Source organism: Micromonospora sp. DT63 (genome assembly GCF_049841615.1).
Lineage (GTDB): Bacteria > Actinomycetota > Actinomycetes > Mycobacteriales > Micromonosporaceae > Micromonospora.
Map to the genome: position 1 here is coordinate 246,453 of NZ_JBNCKQ010000004.1, position 15,020 is coordinate 261,472.

14 protein-coding genes are annotated in these 15,020 nt (G+C 72.5%); 5 read left to right on the forward strand and 9 right to left on the reverse strand.

Annotation, left to right across the window (positions count from 1 at the left end):
- Nucleotides 1-25: 25 nt before the first annotated feature.
- Nucleotides 26-814 carry an aldo/keto reductase gene (locus tag ACLQ27_RS16915; RefSeq protein WP_357493980.1) on the reverse strand — a complete coding sequence of 263 codons (789 nt, stop codon included), beginning with the start codon at nucleotides 812-814 and terminating at the stop codon, nucleotides 26-28.
- 94 nt (nucleotides 815-908) lie between these two features.
- Here ACLQ27_RS16915 and ACLQ27_RS16920 point away from each other — a divergent pair, with 94 nt between their 5' ends.
- Both ACLQ27_RS16920 and ACLQ27_RS16925 read left to right on the forward strand, forming a co-directional pair.
- Nucleotides 909-1,958, forward strand: coding sequence for a DNA polymerase ligase N-terminal domain-containing protein (locus ACLQ27_RS16920; RefSeq protein WP_425867548.1), 1,050 nt, complete (start codon nucleotides 909-911; stop codon nucleotides 1,956-1,958).
- Nucleotides 1,959-1,972: 14 nt separating this feature from the next.
- Nucleotides 1,973-3,163, forward strand: a complete 1,191-nt coding sequence (locus ACLQ27_RS16925) for a threonine synthase (RefSeq protein ID WP_234581520.1) — start codon at nucleotides 1,973-1,975, stop codon at nucleotides 3,161-3,163.
- A gap of 39 nt (nucleotides 3,164-3,202) precedes the next feature.
- Here ACLQ27_RS16925 and ACLQ27_RS16930 read toward each other — a convergent pair whose 3' ends face one another.
- From ACLQ27_RS16930 to ACLQ27_RS16945, 4 genes are all read right to left on the reverse strand, one after another.
- Entirely contained in the window at nucleotides 3,203-4,579 is a 1,377-nt protein-coding gene (locus ACLQ27_RS16930; RefSeq protein ID WP_357573205.1) for a pectate lyase, read from the reverse strand.
- Nucleotides 4,580-4,858: 279 nt separating this feature from the next.
- Nucleotides 4,859-6,655 carry a glycoside hydrolase family 15 protein gene (locus ACLQ27_RS16935; protein WP_234581522.1) on the reverse strand — a complete coding sequence of 599 codons (1,797 nt, stop codon included), beginning with the start codon at nucleotides 6,653-6,655 and terminating at the stop codon, nucleotides 4,859-4,861.
- 39 nt (nucleotides 6,656-6,694) lie between these two features.
- The gene (locus tag ACLQ27_RS16940) at nucleotides 6,695-7,087 is read right to left on the reverse strand and encodes a cupin domain-containing protein (RefSeq protein WP_357493972.1); all 393 of its coding nucleotides are present in this window, start codon (nucleotides 7,085-7,087) and stop codon (nucleotides 6,695-6,697) included.
- A gap of 244 nt (nucleotides 7,088-7,331) precedes the next feature.
- Nucleotides 7,332-8,225 (reverse strand): sulfotransferase domain-containing protein, encoded by an 894-nt coding sequence (locus ACLQ27_RS16945; RefSeq protein ID WP_357573206.1) that lies wholly within the window; start codon nucleotides 8,223-8,225, stop codon nucleotides 7,332-7,334.
- Between the two features lie 91 nt (nucleotides 8,226-8,316).
- Here ACLQ27_RS16945 and ACLQ27_RS16950 point away from each other — a divergent pair, with 91 nt between their 5' ends.
- Complete coding sequence (locus tag ACLQ27_RS16950; protein WP_425867551.1) at nucleotides 8,317-9,387, forward strand: beta family protein; 1,071 nt, start codon at nucleotides 8,317-8,319, stop codon at nucleotides 9,385-9,387.
- 40 nt (nucleotides 9,388-9,427) lie between these two features.
- On the opposite strand, the gene ACLQ27_RS16955 is transcribed toward ACLQ27_RS16950, so the two are convergent.
- Both ACLQ27_RS16955 and ACLQ27_RS16960 read right to left on the reverse strand, forming a co-directional pair.
- Nucleotides 9,428-9,709: an adhesin gene (locus ACLQ27_RS16955; RefSeq protein ID WP_007456076.1), complete on the reverse strand. Its 282-nt coding sequence runs from the start codon at nucleotides 9,707-9,709 to the stop codon at nucleotides 9,428-9,430.
- A 190-nt stretch (nucleotides 9,710-9,899) separates the two neighbouring features.
- Nucleotides 9,900-10,973, reverse strand: coding sequence for an NAD(P)-binding domain-containing protein (locus tag ACLQ27_RS16960; RefSeq protein ID WP_357573208.1), 1,074 nt, complete (start codon nucleotides 10,971-10,973; stop codon nucleotides 9,900-9,902).
- A gap of 108 nt (nucleotides 10,974-11,081) precedes the next feature.
- Between ACLQ27_RS16960 and ACLQ27_RS16965 the strand changes: the two genes are divergently transcribed.
- Both ACLQ27_RS16965 and dacB read left to right on the forward strand, forming a co-directional pair.
- Complete coding sequence (locus tag ACLQ27_RS16965; RefSeq protein ID WP_357493964.1) at nucleotides 11,082-11,813, forward strand: MIP/aquaporin family protein; 732 nt, start codon at nucleotides 11,082-11,084, stop codon at nucleotides 11,811-11,813.
- Nucleotides 11,814-11,864: 51 nt separating this feature from the next.
- Complete coding sequence (dacB, locus tag ACLQ27_RS16970) at nucleotides 11,865-13,448, forward strand: D-alanyl-D-alanine carboxypeptidase/D-alanyl-D-alanine endopeptidase (RefSeq protein WP_425867553.1); 1,584 nt, start codon at nucleotides 11,865-11,867, stop codon at nucleotides 13,446-13,448.
- A gap of 39 nt (nucleotides 13,449-13,487) precedes the next feature.
- Here dacB and ACLQ27_RS16975 read toward each other — a convergent pair whose 3' ends face one another.
- Nucleotides 13,488-13,817 carry a hypothetical protein gene (locus tag ACLQ27_RS16975; protein WP_357573210.1) on the reverse strand — a complete coding sequence of 110 codons (330 nt, stop codon included), beginning with the start codon at nucleotides 13,815-13,817 and terminating at the stop codon, nucleotides 13,488-13,490.
- A 99-nt stretch (nucleotides 13,818-13,916) separates the two neighbouring features.
- Nucleotides 13,917-14,885 (reverse strand): hypothetical protein, encoded by a 969-nt coding sequence (locus ACLQ27_RS16980; RefSeq protein WP_357573211.1) that lies wholly within the window; start codon nucleotides 14,883-14,885, stop codon nucleotides 13,917-13,919.
- Nucleotides 14,886-15,020 lie beyond the last annotated feature (135 nt).

Sequence of the window (15,020 nt, forward strand, 5' to 3'; positions counted from 1 at the left end):
CCGCATCTTGAAGGAATCCGCCGACTCAGGCGTCACCGAGCGCGTCGATGTCGCGCATCTCCTCCGCCGTCAACGAGAAGTGGAAGACGTCGAAGTTGGCGGTGATCCGCTCCGGGGTCACCGACTTCGGGATCACCACGATCTCGTGGTCGATGTGCCAGCGCAGCACCACCTGCGCCGGGGAGACGCCGTGCGCCGCGGCGATCCTGGTCAGCACCGGATCGCTGAGGTCACTGGTCTTGAAGGGGCTGTACCCCTCCAGCACCACGCCCCGGTCCCGGTGCTCGGCGTGCCGCTGCCGGTCGTACAGCGTGGGGCTCCACCGGATCTGGTTGACCGCCGGGTTCTCCTCGGTCGACTGGATCAACTCGTCGATCTCGCCGGTGCTGTAGTTGCTGACCCCGACGGCACGGGTCAGGTTCTCGTCCCGGGCGGCCAGCAACTCCCGCCACATCGGGATGCTGTCCGCCGGGGACGACGGCGGCCAGTGGATCAACCAGAGGTCCAGCTGGTCGACGCCGAGCGCCTCCAGACTGGCCTCCAACGTCTCGCGCTCCCGGCCAACCCGGTCCGGCGGGAGCTTCGTGGTGATGAAGATGTCCTCGCGACGCAGCCCGCTCTCCCGCACCGCCCGGCCGACCTCCCGCTCGTTGCCATACATGGTGGCGGTGTCGAGGTGCCGGTAGCCGGTGTCGAGCGCGGCCAGCACGGCGTCGTAGCCCGCCCGGCCGGTGGCCTGCCAGGTGCCGAAGCCGAGCAGGGGCATCCGCACGTCACCCGGGAGCAGGGCGGTGGGCTGGTCGCTGAGGTCCATGAGGTCCGTTCTACCCCGCCGCGCTCCCGGACGCCGAGCGAACCGGACACTCCGGCGTCCAGCGCAATGGCCCGGTTTGCCGGAGAATGCGGGTGTGACGGACCGGCTGCAGGAGTACCGACGCCGCCGCGACGCGGCCCGTACGCCCGAGCCGGTGCCAGAAGGCGCCCCCACGCCGACCAGACCCGACGAGGGCGCGGATCGCTTCGTCATCCAGCAGCACCACGCCCGCAGCCTGCACTGGGACCTGCGACTGGAACACGAGGGCGTGCTCGCGTCCTGGGCGGTGCCGCGCGGCCTGCCCCGCGACCCGGGCCGCAACCACCTCGCCGTGCACACCGAGGATCACCCGATGGAGTACCTCGACTTCTCCGGCGAGATCCCCGCCGGCGAGTACGGGGGCGGCCGGATGGTCATCCACGACCGGGGCACGTACCGCTGCGAGAAGTGGCGCGACGACGAGGTCATCGTGACCCTCTCCGGTGACCGCACCGCCGGGCGCTACGCGCTGTTCGCCACCGGCGGCAAGGATTGGATGATCCGGCGCACCGACCCCGCGCCGCCGGGTTGGACGAGCATGCCGGAGCTGGTCCGCCCGATGCACGCCACGCCCGCCGCCGGGCTGCCCCGCGACCGCGCCGACTGGGGATACGAGCTGCGCTGGGACGGGGTCCGCGCCATGGCGTACGTCTCCGGCGGCCGGCTGCGGCTGCTCGCCGAGACCGACGAGGAGATCACCGGCGGCTACCCGTGGCTTCGTGCCATGGCCGAGGCGCTGGCGCCCACCGAGGCGGTGCTCGACGGTGTGCTCGTCCGCATCGACGGCGCGGGCCGGGTGCGTCCCGCCCGTCCCGCCAGCGGTGGCCGGGTTCCGGCCGGCGCCCAGTTCCTGCTCGTCGACCTGCTGTGGTTGGAGGGCGTGAGCAGCGTCGACGTCCCGTACGCGCAACGCCGGGAACTGCTCGATGGGCTGGCGTTGGCCGGTACGCACTGGCAGACTCCGCCGTGGTTTCCCGGTGCCGGCGACGAGGCCCTGCGCACCGGGCGGGAGCAGGGGCTGCCGGGTGTGGTCGCCAAGCGGCTGGACTCGGTGTACGAGCCGGGCCGGCGCAGCCGACGGTGGCTGAGCATCGACGCGGCCTGACGGCGAGGAGCGACGTGTACCTGACCCATCTGGACTGCCCACGCTGCGGCCTGGAGTACGCCGCCGACAAGCCGCAGAACCTCTGCGAGTGCGGCTCGCCGCTGCTGGCCCGCTACGACCTGCCGGCGGTGGCGAAGGCGGTCACCCCGGAGCGTTTTCCGCTGCGCCCGGCCGACCTGTGGCGCTACCGGGAGCTGCTGCCCGTCGCCGATCCCCGGCACGTCACCACGCTCGGTGAGGGCTGGACGCCGCTGCTGCGCGCCCCGTCGTACGGCGCCGAGATCGGCATCGCGGACCTGATGGTCAAGGACGAGGGGTTGATCCCGACCGGTTCGTTCAAGGCACGCGGCGCCGCGGTGGGCGTGAGTCGGGCTCGCGAGTTGGGCGTCGAGCGGATCGCGATGCCCACCAACGGCAACGCCGGTTCGGCGTGGGCGACGTACGCGGCGCGCGCCGGGATGGGCGCCACGATCGTCATGCCGCTGGCGGCGCCGACCATCTGCCGGCGCGAGTGTGTGGCAGCGGGAGCCGATCTGCGTCTGGTGGACGGGCTGATCAGCGACGCGGGCCGCAAGGTGGCCGAGCTGATCGCGGAGTCGGACGGGACGATCTTCGACGCCGGCACACTGCGCGAGCCCTACCGCCTGGAGGGCAAGAAGACGATGGGGTACGAGATCGTCGAGCAACTCGGCTGGCAGGTGCCCGACGTGATCATTTACCCGACCGGTGGCGGGGTCGGCCTGATCGGCATCCACAAGGCGCTGCACGAGATGCGCGAGCTGGGCTGGGTCGGCGACAAGCTGCCCCGGCTGGTGGCGGTGCAGTCGACCGGCTGCGCGCCGATCGTGCGGGCCTTCGCCGCCGGCGAGGACCGGGCGCAGCCGTGGGAGGACGCGCACACGGTGGCGTTCGGCATCACCGTGCCGTCCCCACTGGGTGACGAGCTGATCCTGGCCGCGCTGCGGGCGTCGGCCGGCACCGCTGTCGCCGTCGACGACGCCGAGATCCTGACCGACCTGCGGGACTTCGCCGCCCGCGAGGGGTTGCTGCTCTGCCCGGAGGGTGCGGCCTGCCTGACGGCGGCGCGGCAGCTGCGCGCCGGTGGCTGGATCCGTGCCGGGGAACGGGTGGTGGTGCTCAACACCGGCGCGGGGCTGAAGTATCCGGAGACCGTGGACGTCTCCGGCGTACCCGTCATGGCCTGAGCCGGCACCCCACCGACGGTGGGGTGCCGGCGGCCGGGCCTACTGGTAGGTGATGTCGGACGGCGTGTAGAAGCAGTTGACGCCGTCGGCGCCCTCGCCGATCTTGGTCGGCTCGCTGCCCTTGGGCACGCCCTTGTACTTGACACAGATCGAGGTCTCCCGGTCCGGGTCGCCGACGATGGTGATCCGGCTGAACCGGGCGGTGTCGCCCCAGTTGGTGTTGATGCCGGCCACCGCGTCGGTGTCCCGGACGACCACGTTGTCGATCACCACGTGCCGCTGGTACGACGAGGAGCAGTTGCCGCAGGCCCGGTAGAGCTTCCCGGCGTTCTCCACCCGGAAGTTCCTGATGTAGACGGTGCCCGGGCCGTTGTGCTGGAAGACCTTGTCGCTGGCGGATCGGGCACCGCCACCGTCGACGGTGTACGTGGTGCCGCCGAGGAAGGTGGCGGCGTCCTCGCCGACGTCCTCCCACCAGACGTTGATCAGGGTGCAGTTGCCGTTGCAGTGCACGCCGTCGCCGGCCGGCGCACCGATGATCACGTTACGCAGGGTGGCGCCGGCGGCCAGCTCGAACATCGGGTCCTGGCTCTCGCTCTGCCCACCGTCGCCGATGCCGTAGTAGCGCTTGAGCCCGCCGTCGAAGGTGCCGGACACTCCGATGGTGGCGTCCACCTTCTGGCTGCCGGTGGGCGTCGGCCAACCCGACGGCGGTGGGGTGGTCGGGCCCGACGTGGTGGGCGGCGGGGTGGTCGGCGCCGCGGTGGTCGCCGGTGGCGTGGTCGGGGTGCCGCCGGCGGACGAGTCGACCACCACGTCGTCGAACCCGCCGCTGGCGTACGCGGTGACCAGGCCGATCCGGCCCGCGCTGGCCAGGCTGTTGCTGCCCGAGGCGATCTGGGTGCCGTTGACGAAGCCGCGGATGGTGCTGCCGCTCGCCTCGATGCGCAGGGTGTACCAGGTGCCGGTGGCGACGCCGAGCGATGCGGAACCGATCGCGGTGATGCTGCTGCCGTTGACGGCCTGCAACTCGGCCCGGCCGGAGCCGAGCAGGGCCAGCCGGTACATCTTCGTGCTGCTGGTGGACCGGGCGGCCAGGCCGACCAGGGCGCTTGACGAGCCGAAGCTCGCCGGCCGGACACGGGCCTGTACGGAGTAGTTCGTCCAGCTGGTCTGACCGGCGAACTGCCGGGCCAGCTCGCTGCCGGCGTTCGACTGGTTGAGTACGCCCGAGCCGTCGACAGCCCAGGTGCCGCCGGACTTGGACCAGCCGGAGGTGTCACCGTCGTTGAAGGTGTCGGTGAAGATGGTGGCCGCGAAGGCCGAGGTCATGCCGACGGTGAGCGCCGCCGCCGTCACGCCGGCGCCCACCGCCAGCACCAGTGGTCGTCGGCCGGGGTGTCGTCTCTTGTGCACGGTTGTCCTCCTTGACGCGTGTGGTGGCGATCCCTGGGTCTGGCCGCGCGGGGACGTGCCGGCACGGCGCGCTGCCGTGAGAGCGGGGATCGGTGTGCCCCGTCGGATGCCCGGCTCCGACAGTGGGGTGAAGCGGGATGAAAGCCGTGGGAAAGGGCTTTCCCGTCTCTTCGAGGCTAGGACTGCGCACGCATCAGCGTCAATGCCTGACGCTTGCAGGTCTGTTGCAGGATTTCGGCGGCCCGGGTCGGAAGCTGTCCGGGTCAGAGGCGGCCCGGGTCAGAAGCTGTCCGGCTCGGTCAGCCGCCAGGCCGCGTTGATCAGCCCGATGTGGGACAACGCCTGCGGCGTGTTGCCCAGCTGCGCACCGGTGGTCAGGTCGATCTGCTCGCTGAACAGGCCCACGTCGTTGGCGTGACCCACCACGCGTTCGAACAGCTCCTCGGCCCGGCGCGGCTCACCCGCCATCACCAGGCACTCCACCAGCCAGAACGAGCACATCAGGAACCCGGCCGGGTCGGTCGTCCACCGCCGGACCAGCCCGTCGTCGGTGCCCAACTCCCGCTCCACCATCGCGATGGTCGACCGCATGCGGGGATCGGTCGCCGGCAGGAAGTGCGCCACCGGCAGTGCGAGCACCGAGGCGTCCAGCTCCGCCGAACCGAACGAGCCGGTGAACGCCCCGATCCGGTCGTTCCACCCGTCGCGCAGCACCGCCGCGCGGATCTCGTCGCGTACGCCTGCCCACCTCCGCGGGTCGGCCCGTTCACCGAGCCGGTCGGCGAGCCCCACCGCCCGATCCATGGCCAGCCAGCAGGACACCTTCGAGGAGACGTAGTGCCGCTCTTCGTCCCGGGTCTCCCAGATGCCCCGGTCCGGCAGGTGCCAGGTCCCCGCCACCTGCTCGGTCAGCCCGAGCACCATCTCCCGCAACTCCCCCTCGAACGGTGTGCCGAGGTAGTCGCGCAGCCGCCACACCGCCGAGATCACCTCACCCGGCACGTCGAGCTGCCGCTGCTTCCAGGCGTCGTTGCCAACCCGCACCGGGCGGCTGTCGCGGTATCCGCGCAGGTGATTGCAGTGGTGCTCGGAGATGTCGCGTTCGCCCTCCAACCCGAAGAGCACCGGCACCGGCTCGTCGCCGAACCGGCCGATCGACCGGGTCGCCCAGGCGAACAACCTTGACGCCTCGTCCGGGCAGGCCGCCACCCAGAGCGCGCGCATGGTCAGTGAGAAGTCCCGCAGCCAGGAGTAGCGGTAGTCGTAGTTGCGGTCGCCGCCGATCTGCTCCGGCAACGAGCTGGTCAGCGCCGCGGCCACCGCGCCACTGCGGGCGTACGTGAGACCACCCAGCACTGTCGCGCTGTGCCGGACCAGCTTGGCGTACCGGCCGGAGTACCCGTGCGTCTGCCGGAACGCCTCCCACGCCCGCGTCGTCTCGGCGAGGGCGGCCAGCGGGTCCAGCCGGGCGGGCGGCGTCCCGTACGTCTGACCGAACGCCACGTCCATCGCGACGACCTGGCCGGTGGAGACCTCGAACTCGTGGGTCACCCGGTCCCCGCCGGCCCGCAGCGGCAGGTCGTCGGCGCGCAGCACCAGCACCACCGGGCCGGCCCCGGCCAGCACCCCACCTCCGGGCTGCTCGTGCAGATAAGGCGTGAGCAGCCCGTACTCCGGGCGGGGAGCGAAGTCCAACGCCATCCGCACCCGCCCGGACAGGCCCTCGACCACCCGGATGAGCACAGCGGGTGAGTTCTTGCCCAGGTCGTGCGCGCGGGCGCCGATCTCGGCGGCGAGCGCGTCCGTCACCGCCACGCTGCCGTGCGGCGTGTGGTGCACCGTCCGCAGCACCAGCGTGTCCGGCCGGTACGCGCGTTCGACCCGGTAACCGGGGCCACCCACGCCGACCGGCGCCAACCGGAAGTACCCCCCGCTCGGGTCGAGCAGCCGCCCGAAGACCGAGGCGCCGTCGAACCGGTGGGGGCACCACCAGTCGATCGAGCCGTCCTTCCCGACCAGCGCGCCGGAACGGGCATCCGAGAGGAACCCGTAGTCGGAGATCGCCGGCTGCGTCACCCGCCGGGCGTACCCGGATCGGCCTGGTTCAGGCAGCCGTCACGACGTGGGCGGCTCGTCCTCGCCGGCCTCCTCGGCCTTGTCGGCCTCCTCCTTGGTGTGGTGCACGGCCTGGTCGGCGTGCTCCGGAGGGCCGTAGACGGTGTAGAGCACCAGCGGGTTGGGGCCGGTGTTGACGAAGTTGTGCTTCGTCCCGGACGGCACGACGACCAGGTCGCCCGCGACGACCTCCCGCTTCGCACCGGCGACCCGGGCCTCGCCGGTGCCGCTGACGAAGGTCAGGATCTGGTCGATCCCGTCGTGCACCTCCTCGCCGATCTCCCCGCCGGGCGGAATGGTCATGATCACCAGCTGGGTGTGCTCGCCGGTCCACAGCACCCGCCGGAAGTCCGGGCTCTTCTCGGCGACGGTCGCGATCGTGAAATGCTCCATGGCCCGCTCATACCCCGTTCGGCCGCGCGTCACGCCGGGACTGGCAGATGGTGGAATTCCCCACGGTCGGCAGGTTTGGATCCGCCCGGACCGGGGATCGACAACGCTGACCGGCGCGAACGGCCGGTCGAGCCAGGTCCCCGCTGGCGTACTGCCGAACGGCTGCGGTGGTGGGAGACGGCCAGAGCGCGGCGACGTTCCGACAACTGTCGAAACGGCGCCGCGCGCTCGTCTGCGCACCCCTTCAGGCGTCGCGGTGCAGCCAGGCGACCAGGTCGGGCGGGGCCAGGGAACGCACCCGTTGCTCGTAGCGGGCCAGACCGGCCGCGTCCAACATGCCGCGCCCCTGCCCCGAGCCACCCCGGCGGAAGAACGCCCGGCGGTCCCGCAACACGCCCAGCATGTCCGGGGCGAGCTGGTCGGCACGTTCCCGCATCCGGCCGAACGTCGCCGCCTCGATTAGCGCCGGCCAGCGCTCGACGGACACCGGGACATCCCACCGGTCGGCCAGGCGGCGCATCTGGCCGCCCAGGTCCGCCTGGAGGTCGTCGTAGTGCACCAGCTCAACGTTCGGCTCGTGTCGGCGGGCCCAGGCGTCGCTCAGGTGCCAGAGAACCCCGGGCAGCGAGTCCAGCTCCACGCGCGGGTCCACCTCGTGGTCGACCCAGCTCGACAACCACTGTCGCACCGACGGACGGGCCCGCGGCGGTCCCGCCGGCACTGGTTGGCCGGTCAGCTCGGCCATCCGGACCCGGTTCAGGTTGCCGGACTGGTGATAGAGGGACACCGCCATGTCCAGCGGATGCCGCGCCACCACCACGTAGTGCACCCGAGGGTCGAGCGGCACCCCGTCCAGCGGGGTGTGCGTCTTGATGAACCGGCGATGCGGTTGGGCGGCCAGCCGCTGGTACACCACGTCGCGCGGCTCGCCCAGCCAGTCCAGCCAGGGCGACAGCTCGGGCAGCGGCGCCGGCAGCTCGGCGGTGCCCAGCACCAGCAGCGCGCAGATCATCTGCATCCAGGTGGTGCCGCTCTTGGACCGGGTGCTGATCACGATGTCGCCGTCGCGGAACGGGAACCCGACCCAGCGGGCGCTGTCCTCGTCCACGGAGCGGTAACGGTGGGGTGACGCGGACATCGGGCGAGCGTAGTCGCCGACACGACAGCCAGGCAGCGAATTTTCGGCCCGGAAGCTGTGGAGGCATGTGAATGCCTGACTAGATTGAAGTATGGTGCCCGCCGAGCGGGGCCGGGCGGCGGAACCGGTCTACCGCCCCATCCTCGCCAGCCGCCGACGCGGCGAGCTGGAAGCGTTGAACCACCTCGACCCCGCGCTCGCCCCGCTGCTCGCCCCGATCCTTGAGGTCAGCACCGTCGACCGCGCCACCAGGGACGCCCTGCGCCGCCTGCCGTCCGGCCTGCTGCCGGCCGTCGACGTCGCCGCCCTGCCCGACTCGGCCGACACGGAGCTGGCCCGGTGGGGCGTACCGCTGATGCCGGTCATCGGGCTCGCGGAGAGTGACCGCCGGCTGGTCGCGCACGGCACGGCGGCCCGGGCGTACGCGCGGCGGGCGCTGGTCCGGCTGCGCGCCGCGCACGACCGGGCGGGCCCGGACGCGGACACGACCGCCGTCGAGCGGATCTGGCGGCTCACCGGCCTCGCTCCGGAGGAGTGCGACCTGCTGGTGGACGCGGGCGACGTCTGCTGCCCGGCGGACGTGCGGGTGGCCGAGCCGCGGGTACGCCGGCTGCTGGACTGGGCCCGGCGGCACGCCTGGCGTTCGGCGACGGTGGCGGCCGGCGGTATGCCGCCGACACTGTCCCGGCTGCCCACCGACGAGCCGGTCCGGCTGGAGCGGTGGGACTGGCAGCTCTGGCAGCGGCTGGCCGACGTCGGGGTGGACTACGGCGACTACGGCGTCGGTCCGGCGCTGTCCGACTCCGGCGATCCGGGCGACCGGACGCCCACCGTGCGGTACACCGCCGACGACGCCTGGTGGGTCTACCGCTGGTCGCGCCGCGGCGGCCGGGGGGACGACCGCTTCGCCGACCTGTGCCGCACGCTGGTGGCGGCACCGCACTGGTCGAGCGCCGGAGCGGCGTTCTCCTGGGGCGACCACGAGTTGCTGCGCCGTGCCCGTCGGGGCGCCGGCGCCGGGTCGGTCGCCAACTGGACGGCGTGGAGCACGTCGCACCACCTGGCGCACGTGCTCGCCACGTTGGCGCGACCGGACGACAGCACCGATCCCGGGTGGAACCCCCGGCCGGGCCCGCCGCAGCGCGGGCGACCGCTGCGGTGAGGTACCGCCGGGAACGTGCGTGGGCTGCCTGGTCCGGGTGCTACTGCTGCTCGGTGAAACCGAACTGGATGATGCCCTCGTCGTCGACAGTGGCGTCCACCGAGGCGTCGCCGAGCAGCTCGGCGGCGTCCGGGTCGAGGAAGATCCGGGCACCCTGGTTGTCGACGACGTGGTCGCCCTGCTCCGGCTCGGGCACCAGCTCCACGGTGAGCGATCCGGCGTCGGCGTCGGCGGCGATCCGCACACCGCCGTCCTCGGCCACGTCCTGCTGGTTGGCGAGGTCACGGATGACGAGCACGGCATTGTCGGTCATGGTGAGCATTTGCGGAACTCCTCGTGGATTCTCGGCTCGCGGTCGGTTGTCGCGCAGACCGGACAGGTGGCCCGCGTACGAGCACGCGTGGGAGGCGACGGGAGGGACGGTCATCGCCGTCGCGTCGAATCGGGGCAGCTGAGGGCCCCTTCCCTGCCCACGGTGCCCGCTGCCGACCGATCCGTCAAATAGAGCCGGATCAGTCGAGCACGGGGGTGGGGGCGAGCAACGAGCGAATCTCGGTGACCGCCGCGCGGCCCGCCCGGTTGGCGCCGATGGTGCTCGCCGAGGGGCCGTAACCGATCAGGTGGACCCGTTCGTCGGCGACCACGCGGGTGCCGTCCATGACGATTCCACCGCCCGCCGCGCGCAGACCGAGAGGCGCCAGGTGGTCGAGCGCGGCGCGGAAACCGGTGCACCACAGGATGATGTCGGCGGGGACGAACCGCCCGTCGGTCCAGGCCACCCCGTTAGGTGTGATGCGGTCGAAGACGGGTAGCCGATCGAGCACGCCACGCTCGCGCAGCCGACGGATCTCGGGTGTGACAGGCAGTCCGGTCACACCCACGACGCTGCCCGGCGGACGTCCGGCCCGTACCGCCGCGTCCACCCGGGCCACGGCGGCCCGGCCCAGCTCCGGGCCGAACTCGCCGTCGCTGAACTCCGGTGGCCGGCGGGTCACCCAGGTGGTGCTGGCCGCGACGGTCGAGACCTCCGCGAGGAGTTGCACGGCGGAGGTGCCGCCTCCGACCACCACCACCCGACGGCCGGCGAACTCGGCCGGCCCCTGGTAGTCGGCGGTGTGCAGCTGTCGCCCCTGGAACGACGAACGACCCGGGTAGTACGGCCAGAAGGGCCTGGTCCACGTGCCGGTCGCGTTGATCAGGGCCCGCGCGGTCCACCTGCCGTGGTCGGCGTCGACGTCGAGGCGGCCGTCCGGGCGCGGGCGTACGGCACGGACCCGCACCGGCCGGCGGACCGGCAGGTCGAAGGTGCGCTCGTACGCGGCGAAGTAGGCGCTTACCGCTTCGGCGGCCGGACGCTGCGGGTCGGCGGGCGGGAAGGGCATCCCGGGCAGGTCGTGGAAGCCGTGCACACGCTCCAGGCGCAGGGTGGGCCAGCGGTGCCGCCAGGCCCCACCCGGGCCGTCGTCACCGTCGAGGACGACGAAGCCGTCGCCGGGAGCGAACCCGGTGCGGCGCAGGTGGTACGCGGCGCTCAGGCCCGCCTGGCCGGCACCGATCACCACGACGTCGACGGAGTGGGTGTTCACGCGTTGTGCAACGCGATGTCCGGCTGCGCTGTGCCCGTCGCGGGTCGTCGCCCTGCTCACAGCGCCGATTCCCCACCGGTTCGCCCGAATTGTCCTTACGCTGGGTGAATGGATGACGCCCGTCGCGCCGCTGCCGAGTTCCTCGGCACCCTGCTGCTGGTGTTCTTCGGCGTGGGTGCGGCCGTCGCCGCCCGGGTGCAGGGTGGCGTGGTGGTCGTCGCGCTGGCCTTCGGGTTCGTCATGCTGGCCCTCGTCTACACGATCGGTCCGCTCTCCGGCAGTCACGTCAACCCGGCGGTGACCCTCGGCGTGCTGCTGTCCGGCAAGATCTCGGCGATCGGCGCGGTGGCCTACTGGATCGCCCAGTTCGCCGGCGCGACAGTGGCCGGCTTCCTGCTCTGGGCGCTGACCCGTTGGGGTGACGTGGCGGACCAGACCGGAGCGCTCGGCTCGAACGGGTACGGCGCGCACATCAACCGGGGCGGCGCGGCCGTGCTGGAGATCGTGCTGACCTTCCTCTTCGTGCTGGTGGTCCTGGTCGTGACCAGTCGTAGCGAGAATCCGGGCACCGCCGGAGTGGCGATCGGGCTGGCCCTGGCGGCGACGCAACTGGTCGGCGTGACGCTGACCGGGGCCGCGGTCAACCCGGCCCGCGCCTTCGGTCCGGCCGTCTTCGAGGGCGGCACCGCGCTGCGCCAGCTCTGGGTTTTCATCGTCTTCCCGCTGCTCGGCGGGGCGCTCGCCGCGCTGGTGGCACCGCTGGCCATGGGCGCGCAGCGACACTACTGGGGCGGTCACACGAAGTCCGTGGGGGGACCGCCGGAACCCGAACGGCAATAACCTTCGACCCAGGCCCTTTCCTGGCGATTACCTTCGTGGCAGCATCGGCGCATGCATCGTCGTCTCTTTCCGCGCGCTGTCGCGCTGCTCGCGCTGGCCGTCACCACGGCCACCGTCGGCGCGTCCGGCGCCACCGCCGAGTCGCCCACTCCCGCGACGACCCGACTGCGCGCCACCATCGACACGATCCTCGCCGACAGCCGGCTGGCCGGCGCACAGACGTCGGTGGTCGTCGTCGACACGAGCACCGGGCAGACGCTCTACGACCGCAACGGCGACCGGCGACTGGTCCCGGCCTCCAACACCAAGTTGCTGACCTCGACCGCCGCCCTGGAACTGCTCGGCCCCGGGCACCACTTCAGCACCGACGTCCACACCACCGGCAAGCGCCGCGCCGGGCTGCTCTCCGGCAATCTGTACCTGCGGGGCGGCGGTGATCCGACAATGCTCGCGGCCGACTACGACGCCCTGGCCGCGCAGGTCGCCGCCGACGGCGTCCGGGTCGTGACCGGCAACCTGATCGCCGACGACACCCGCTACGACCGCACCCGGCTGGGCCCCGACTGGACCTGGGACGACGAGCCCTACTACTACGCCGCGCAGGTCTCCGCGCTGACCGTCGCGCCGGACACCGACTACGACGCGGGCACCGTGATCGTGCACGCCGCGCCCGCCGACCGGGCCGGCGCCCGGCCGGTGGTCACCACCACGCCGCCCACCGGCTACGTCCACATCGACAACCGCGCCGAGACGGTCAGCGAGGGCGAGACCTCGATCTCCATCGAACGCGAACACGGCGGCAACACGATAGTGGTGACCGGTCAGATCGCCGTCGGCGACGAGCCCGCCAGCGACTGGGTGACCGTCTGGGAGCCCACCGGCTACGCGGCGGACGTCTTCCGGGCGGCGCTGCACCGGCACGGCGTACGGGTGCTCGGCCGGACGGTGCTCGGCCAGGCCACCCCGGAGACGGCCCACCCGGTGGCCCGACACGACTCGATGAGCCTCGGTGAGCTGATGACGCCGTTCCTCAAGCTCTCCAACAACGGGCACGCCGAGGTCCTGACCAAGGAGATCGGCCGGGTGCTCTCCGGCGCCGGCACCTGGTCCGCCGGCCTCACCGCGATCAGCGAGTACGTCGCCGACACCGGGATGGACACCGGAACGCTGCGCCAGCGCGACGGCTCCGGCCTGTCCCGGCGCAACCTGGTGCCGGCCACGGAGTTCGTCGACCTGCTGGCCGCCGTCCGGGCGGAGCCCTGGTTCCCCACCTGGTACGCGGCGCTGCCCATCGCCGGACAGCCGGAACGGTTCGTCGGCGGCACGCTGCGCAGCCGCATGGCCGGCACTCCGGCGGCGGGCAACGTACACGCCAAGACCGGCAGCCTCACCGGCGTCTCCGGGCTGTCCGGCTACGTCACCAGCGCGGACGGCCACCTGCTGGCGTTCTCCATCCTGCTGAACAACTACCTGACGGCGTCGGTCAAGCCACTGGAGGACCAGATCGCCGTGGCGCTGGCCAGCCATCGGAATGACGGCGTGAGCGCGGCACGGGTCGCGCCGCCCGCGGTGCCGGAGACGCCGCGTACGCCCGAGGGCGTGGAGTGCTCCTGGGTCAAGCCGATCACCTGCTGACCCGGGGGGCCGGAAACCGGCGCAGCCCCGGCGGTGGGGTCAGGCCGGACGGTTCGGTGTGGGGGGCACCGCCGCGGGGTCGCCGCGCTCGATGAGCGCGGCGATCTCGGCGGCCCGCAGGCCACGCAGCGCCAGCACCCGGGTGCCCCAACGGTGCAGCCGGCACGGGTGTGGGCTGGCGTCGTTGCGACAGACGACCCCGCCGGACCAGCGCCGGGGCGCGTGCACCACCACCGCGCGCACCGCGAACTGGGCGTCCTCGACCGTCACGTACGGCGGCAGGGGAATGTCGCGGAGCACCTCGCCGGGCAGCTCATCGGCGCCGGAGGAAACGGCGGGACGGACGCGGTGGGCGGTACTGCTGCTCATCTGCGCTTACTCCACAGTGGAAGGTGAGACGGGGACAGCAGAAAGTTACGTCGCCGTCGACCGAGCGCGACGGACAAACTGTCCCGCCACCTCGACGGCTCAGCGCAGCGCGACGGCCTGGAGGCCGACGTTGCCGCAGTGCTCGGTGAAGACCTTCTCGACGGTCCAGGTCAGCACCAACCGGGCGTTCTTCGGCAGCTCGAACCGGATGGTGAACTGGGCGCTCTGGCTGGTGTACGGATCCTCCAGGCGTACGGTGCGGACCGGCCCACCGGTGGACAGGCGGGCGTCCAAACGACCCCGTGCCATCCAGATCCCGGCGTAGAGCTGCACGGTGCGCGGCGCCCCGCTGCCGGCGACCGTCAGGGTGAACCCGTTACCCACGCCACAGGTGTAGACGCCGTCGGAACTGCCACGGTCCCACCGCTCGGGTGCGCCGTCGGACCAGCGGACGACCTCCTGGTTGCCGTCCCAGCCGACCCGGGCGCCCTTCCCACCACCGTCGACGATCTCCCCGGAGCCGGAGCGCTTGCGCACTGTCGACTTGCCGCCGCGCAGCCCCCAGTGCATCCAGTCGCGGGTGCCCACAGCGGTGAGGTCGACCTCGGCGGGGACCTCGGCGCGGCTCACCGACAGCAGCGACTCCTCCGGCTTCTTCGGCGGCGGAGCGGGCGCGCTCGTCGACGGCGGCGGCGGGTCGGGCGAGGGCGGACGCTCCCGGGGGCGCAGCCCGGGCAGCGCCGGCCCGGGGTCGGTGGCGTGCCCGTCGGCGGCCGGAAGGGCTGTCGGTCGGGTGGCTCCGGCGGGCACGCCCCCCGAGCCGCCGACCGGACCATCGCCCGATTCCGGGCCGGACCGGGTGCCGAGGTACGCGACGAGCATCGCGAGGCAGACGACCGCGCCAAGCCCTTCCAGCGCCCAGCGCCGTCGCTGTCGGGCACGGGCGAGCCGGCGCAGCGTCCGGTGGCTCAGCCCGAGGGCGATGCTCCGCGGCCGGTGCGACGGCGGTCGGCCGGTCGACTCGTCCCCGGCCCGCGAATCCGCCCGCGTACGGTCCTCGTCCGCCACCGACCCCTCCAGTCCGCCGCCCGGCCACCACCGCACGCGACGGGATCGACCGTCCACTGTGGGTCGCTTCACGTTTGCAGGGGCGTGGACGACACGCTAAATCGGGACAGGCTGGCGTGTCCAGTCCGGATCGGG

Coding starts and splice junctions, on each gene's coding strand:
- ACLQ27_RS16915 (WP_357493980.1), bottom strand. CDS start 814: ATGGACCTCAGCGACCAGCCCACCGCCCTGCTCCCGGGTGACGTGCGG.
- ACLQ27_RS16940 (WP_357493972.1), bottom strand. CDS start 7,087: ATGGAGCATTTCACGATCGCGACCGTCGCCGAGAAGAGCCCGGACTTC.
- ACLQ27_RS16945 (WP_357573206.1), bottom strand. CDS start 8,225: ATGTCCGCGTCACCCCACCGTTACCGCTCCGTGGACGAGGACAGCGCC.
- ACLQ27_RS16950 (WP_425867551.1), top strand. CDS start 8,317: ATGGTGCCCGCCGAGCGGGGCCGGGCGGCGGAACCGGTCTACCGCCCC.
- ACLQ27_RS16955 (WP_007456076.1), bottom strand. CDS start 9,709: ATGCTCACCATGACCGACAATGCCGTGCTCGTCATCCGTGACCTCGCC.
- ACLQ27_RS16965 (WP_357493964.1), top strand. CDS start 11,082: ATGGATGACGCCCGTCGCGCCGCTGCCGAGTTCCTCGGCACCCTGCTG.
- dacB (WP_425867553.1), top strand. CDS start 11,865: ATGCATCGTCGTCTCTTTCCGCGCGCTGTCGCGCTGCTCGCGCTGGCC.
- ACLQ27_RS16975 (WP_357573210.1), bottom strand. CDS start 13,817: ATGAGCAGCAGTACCGCCCACCGCGTCCGTCCCGCCGTTTCCTCCGGC.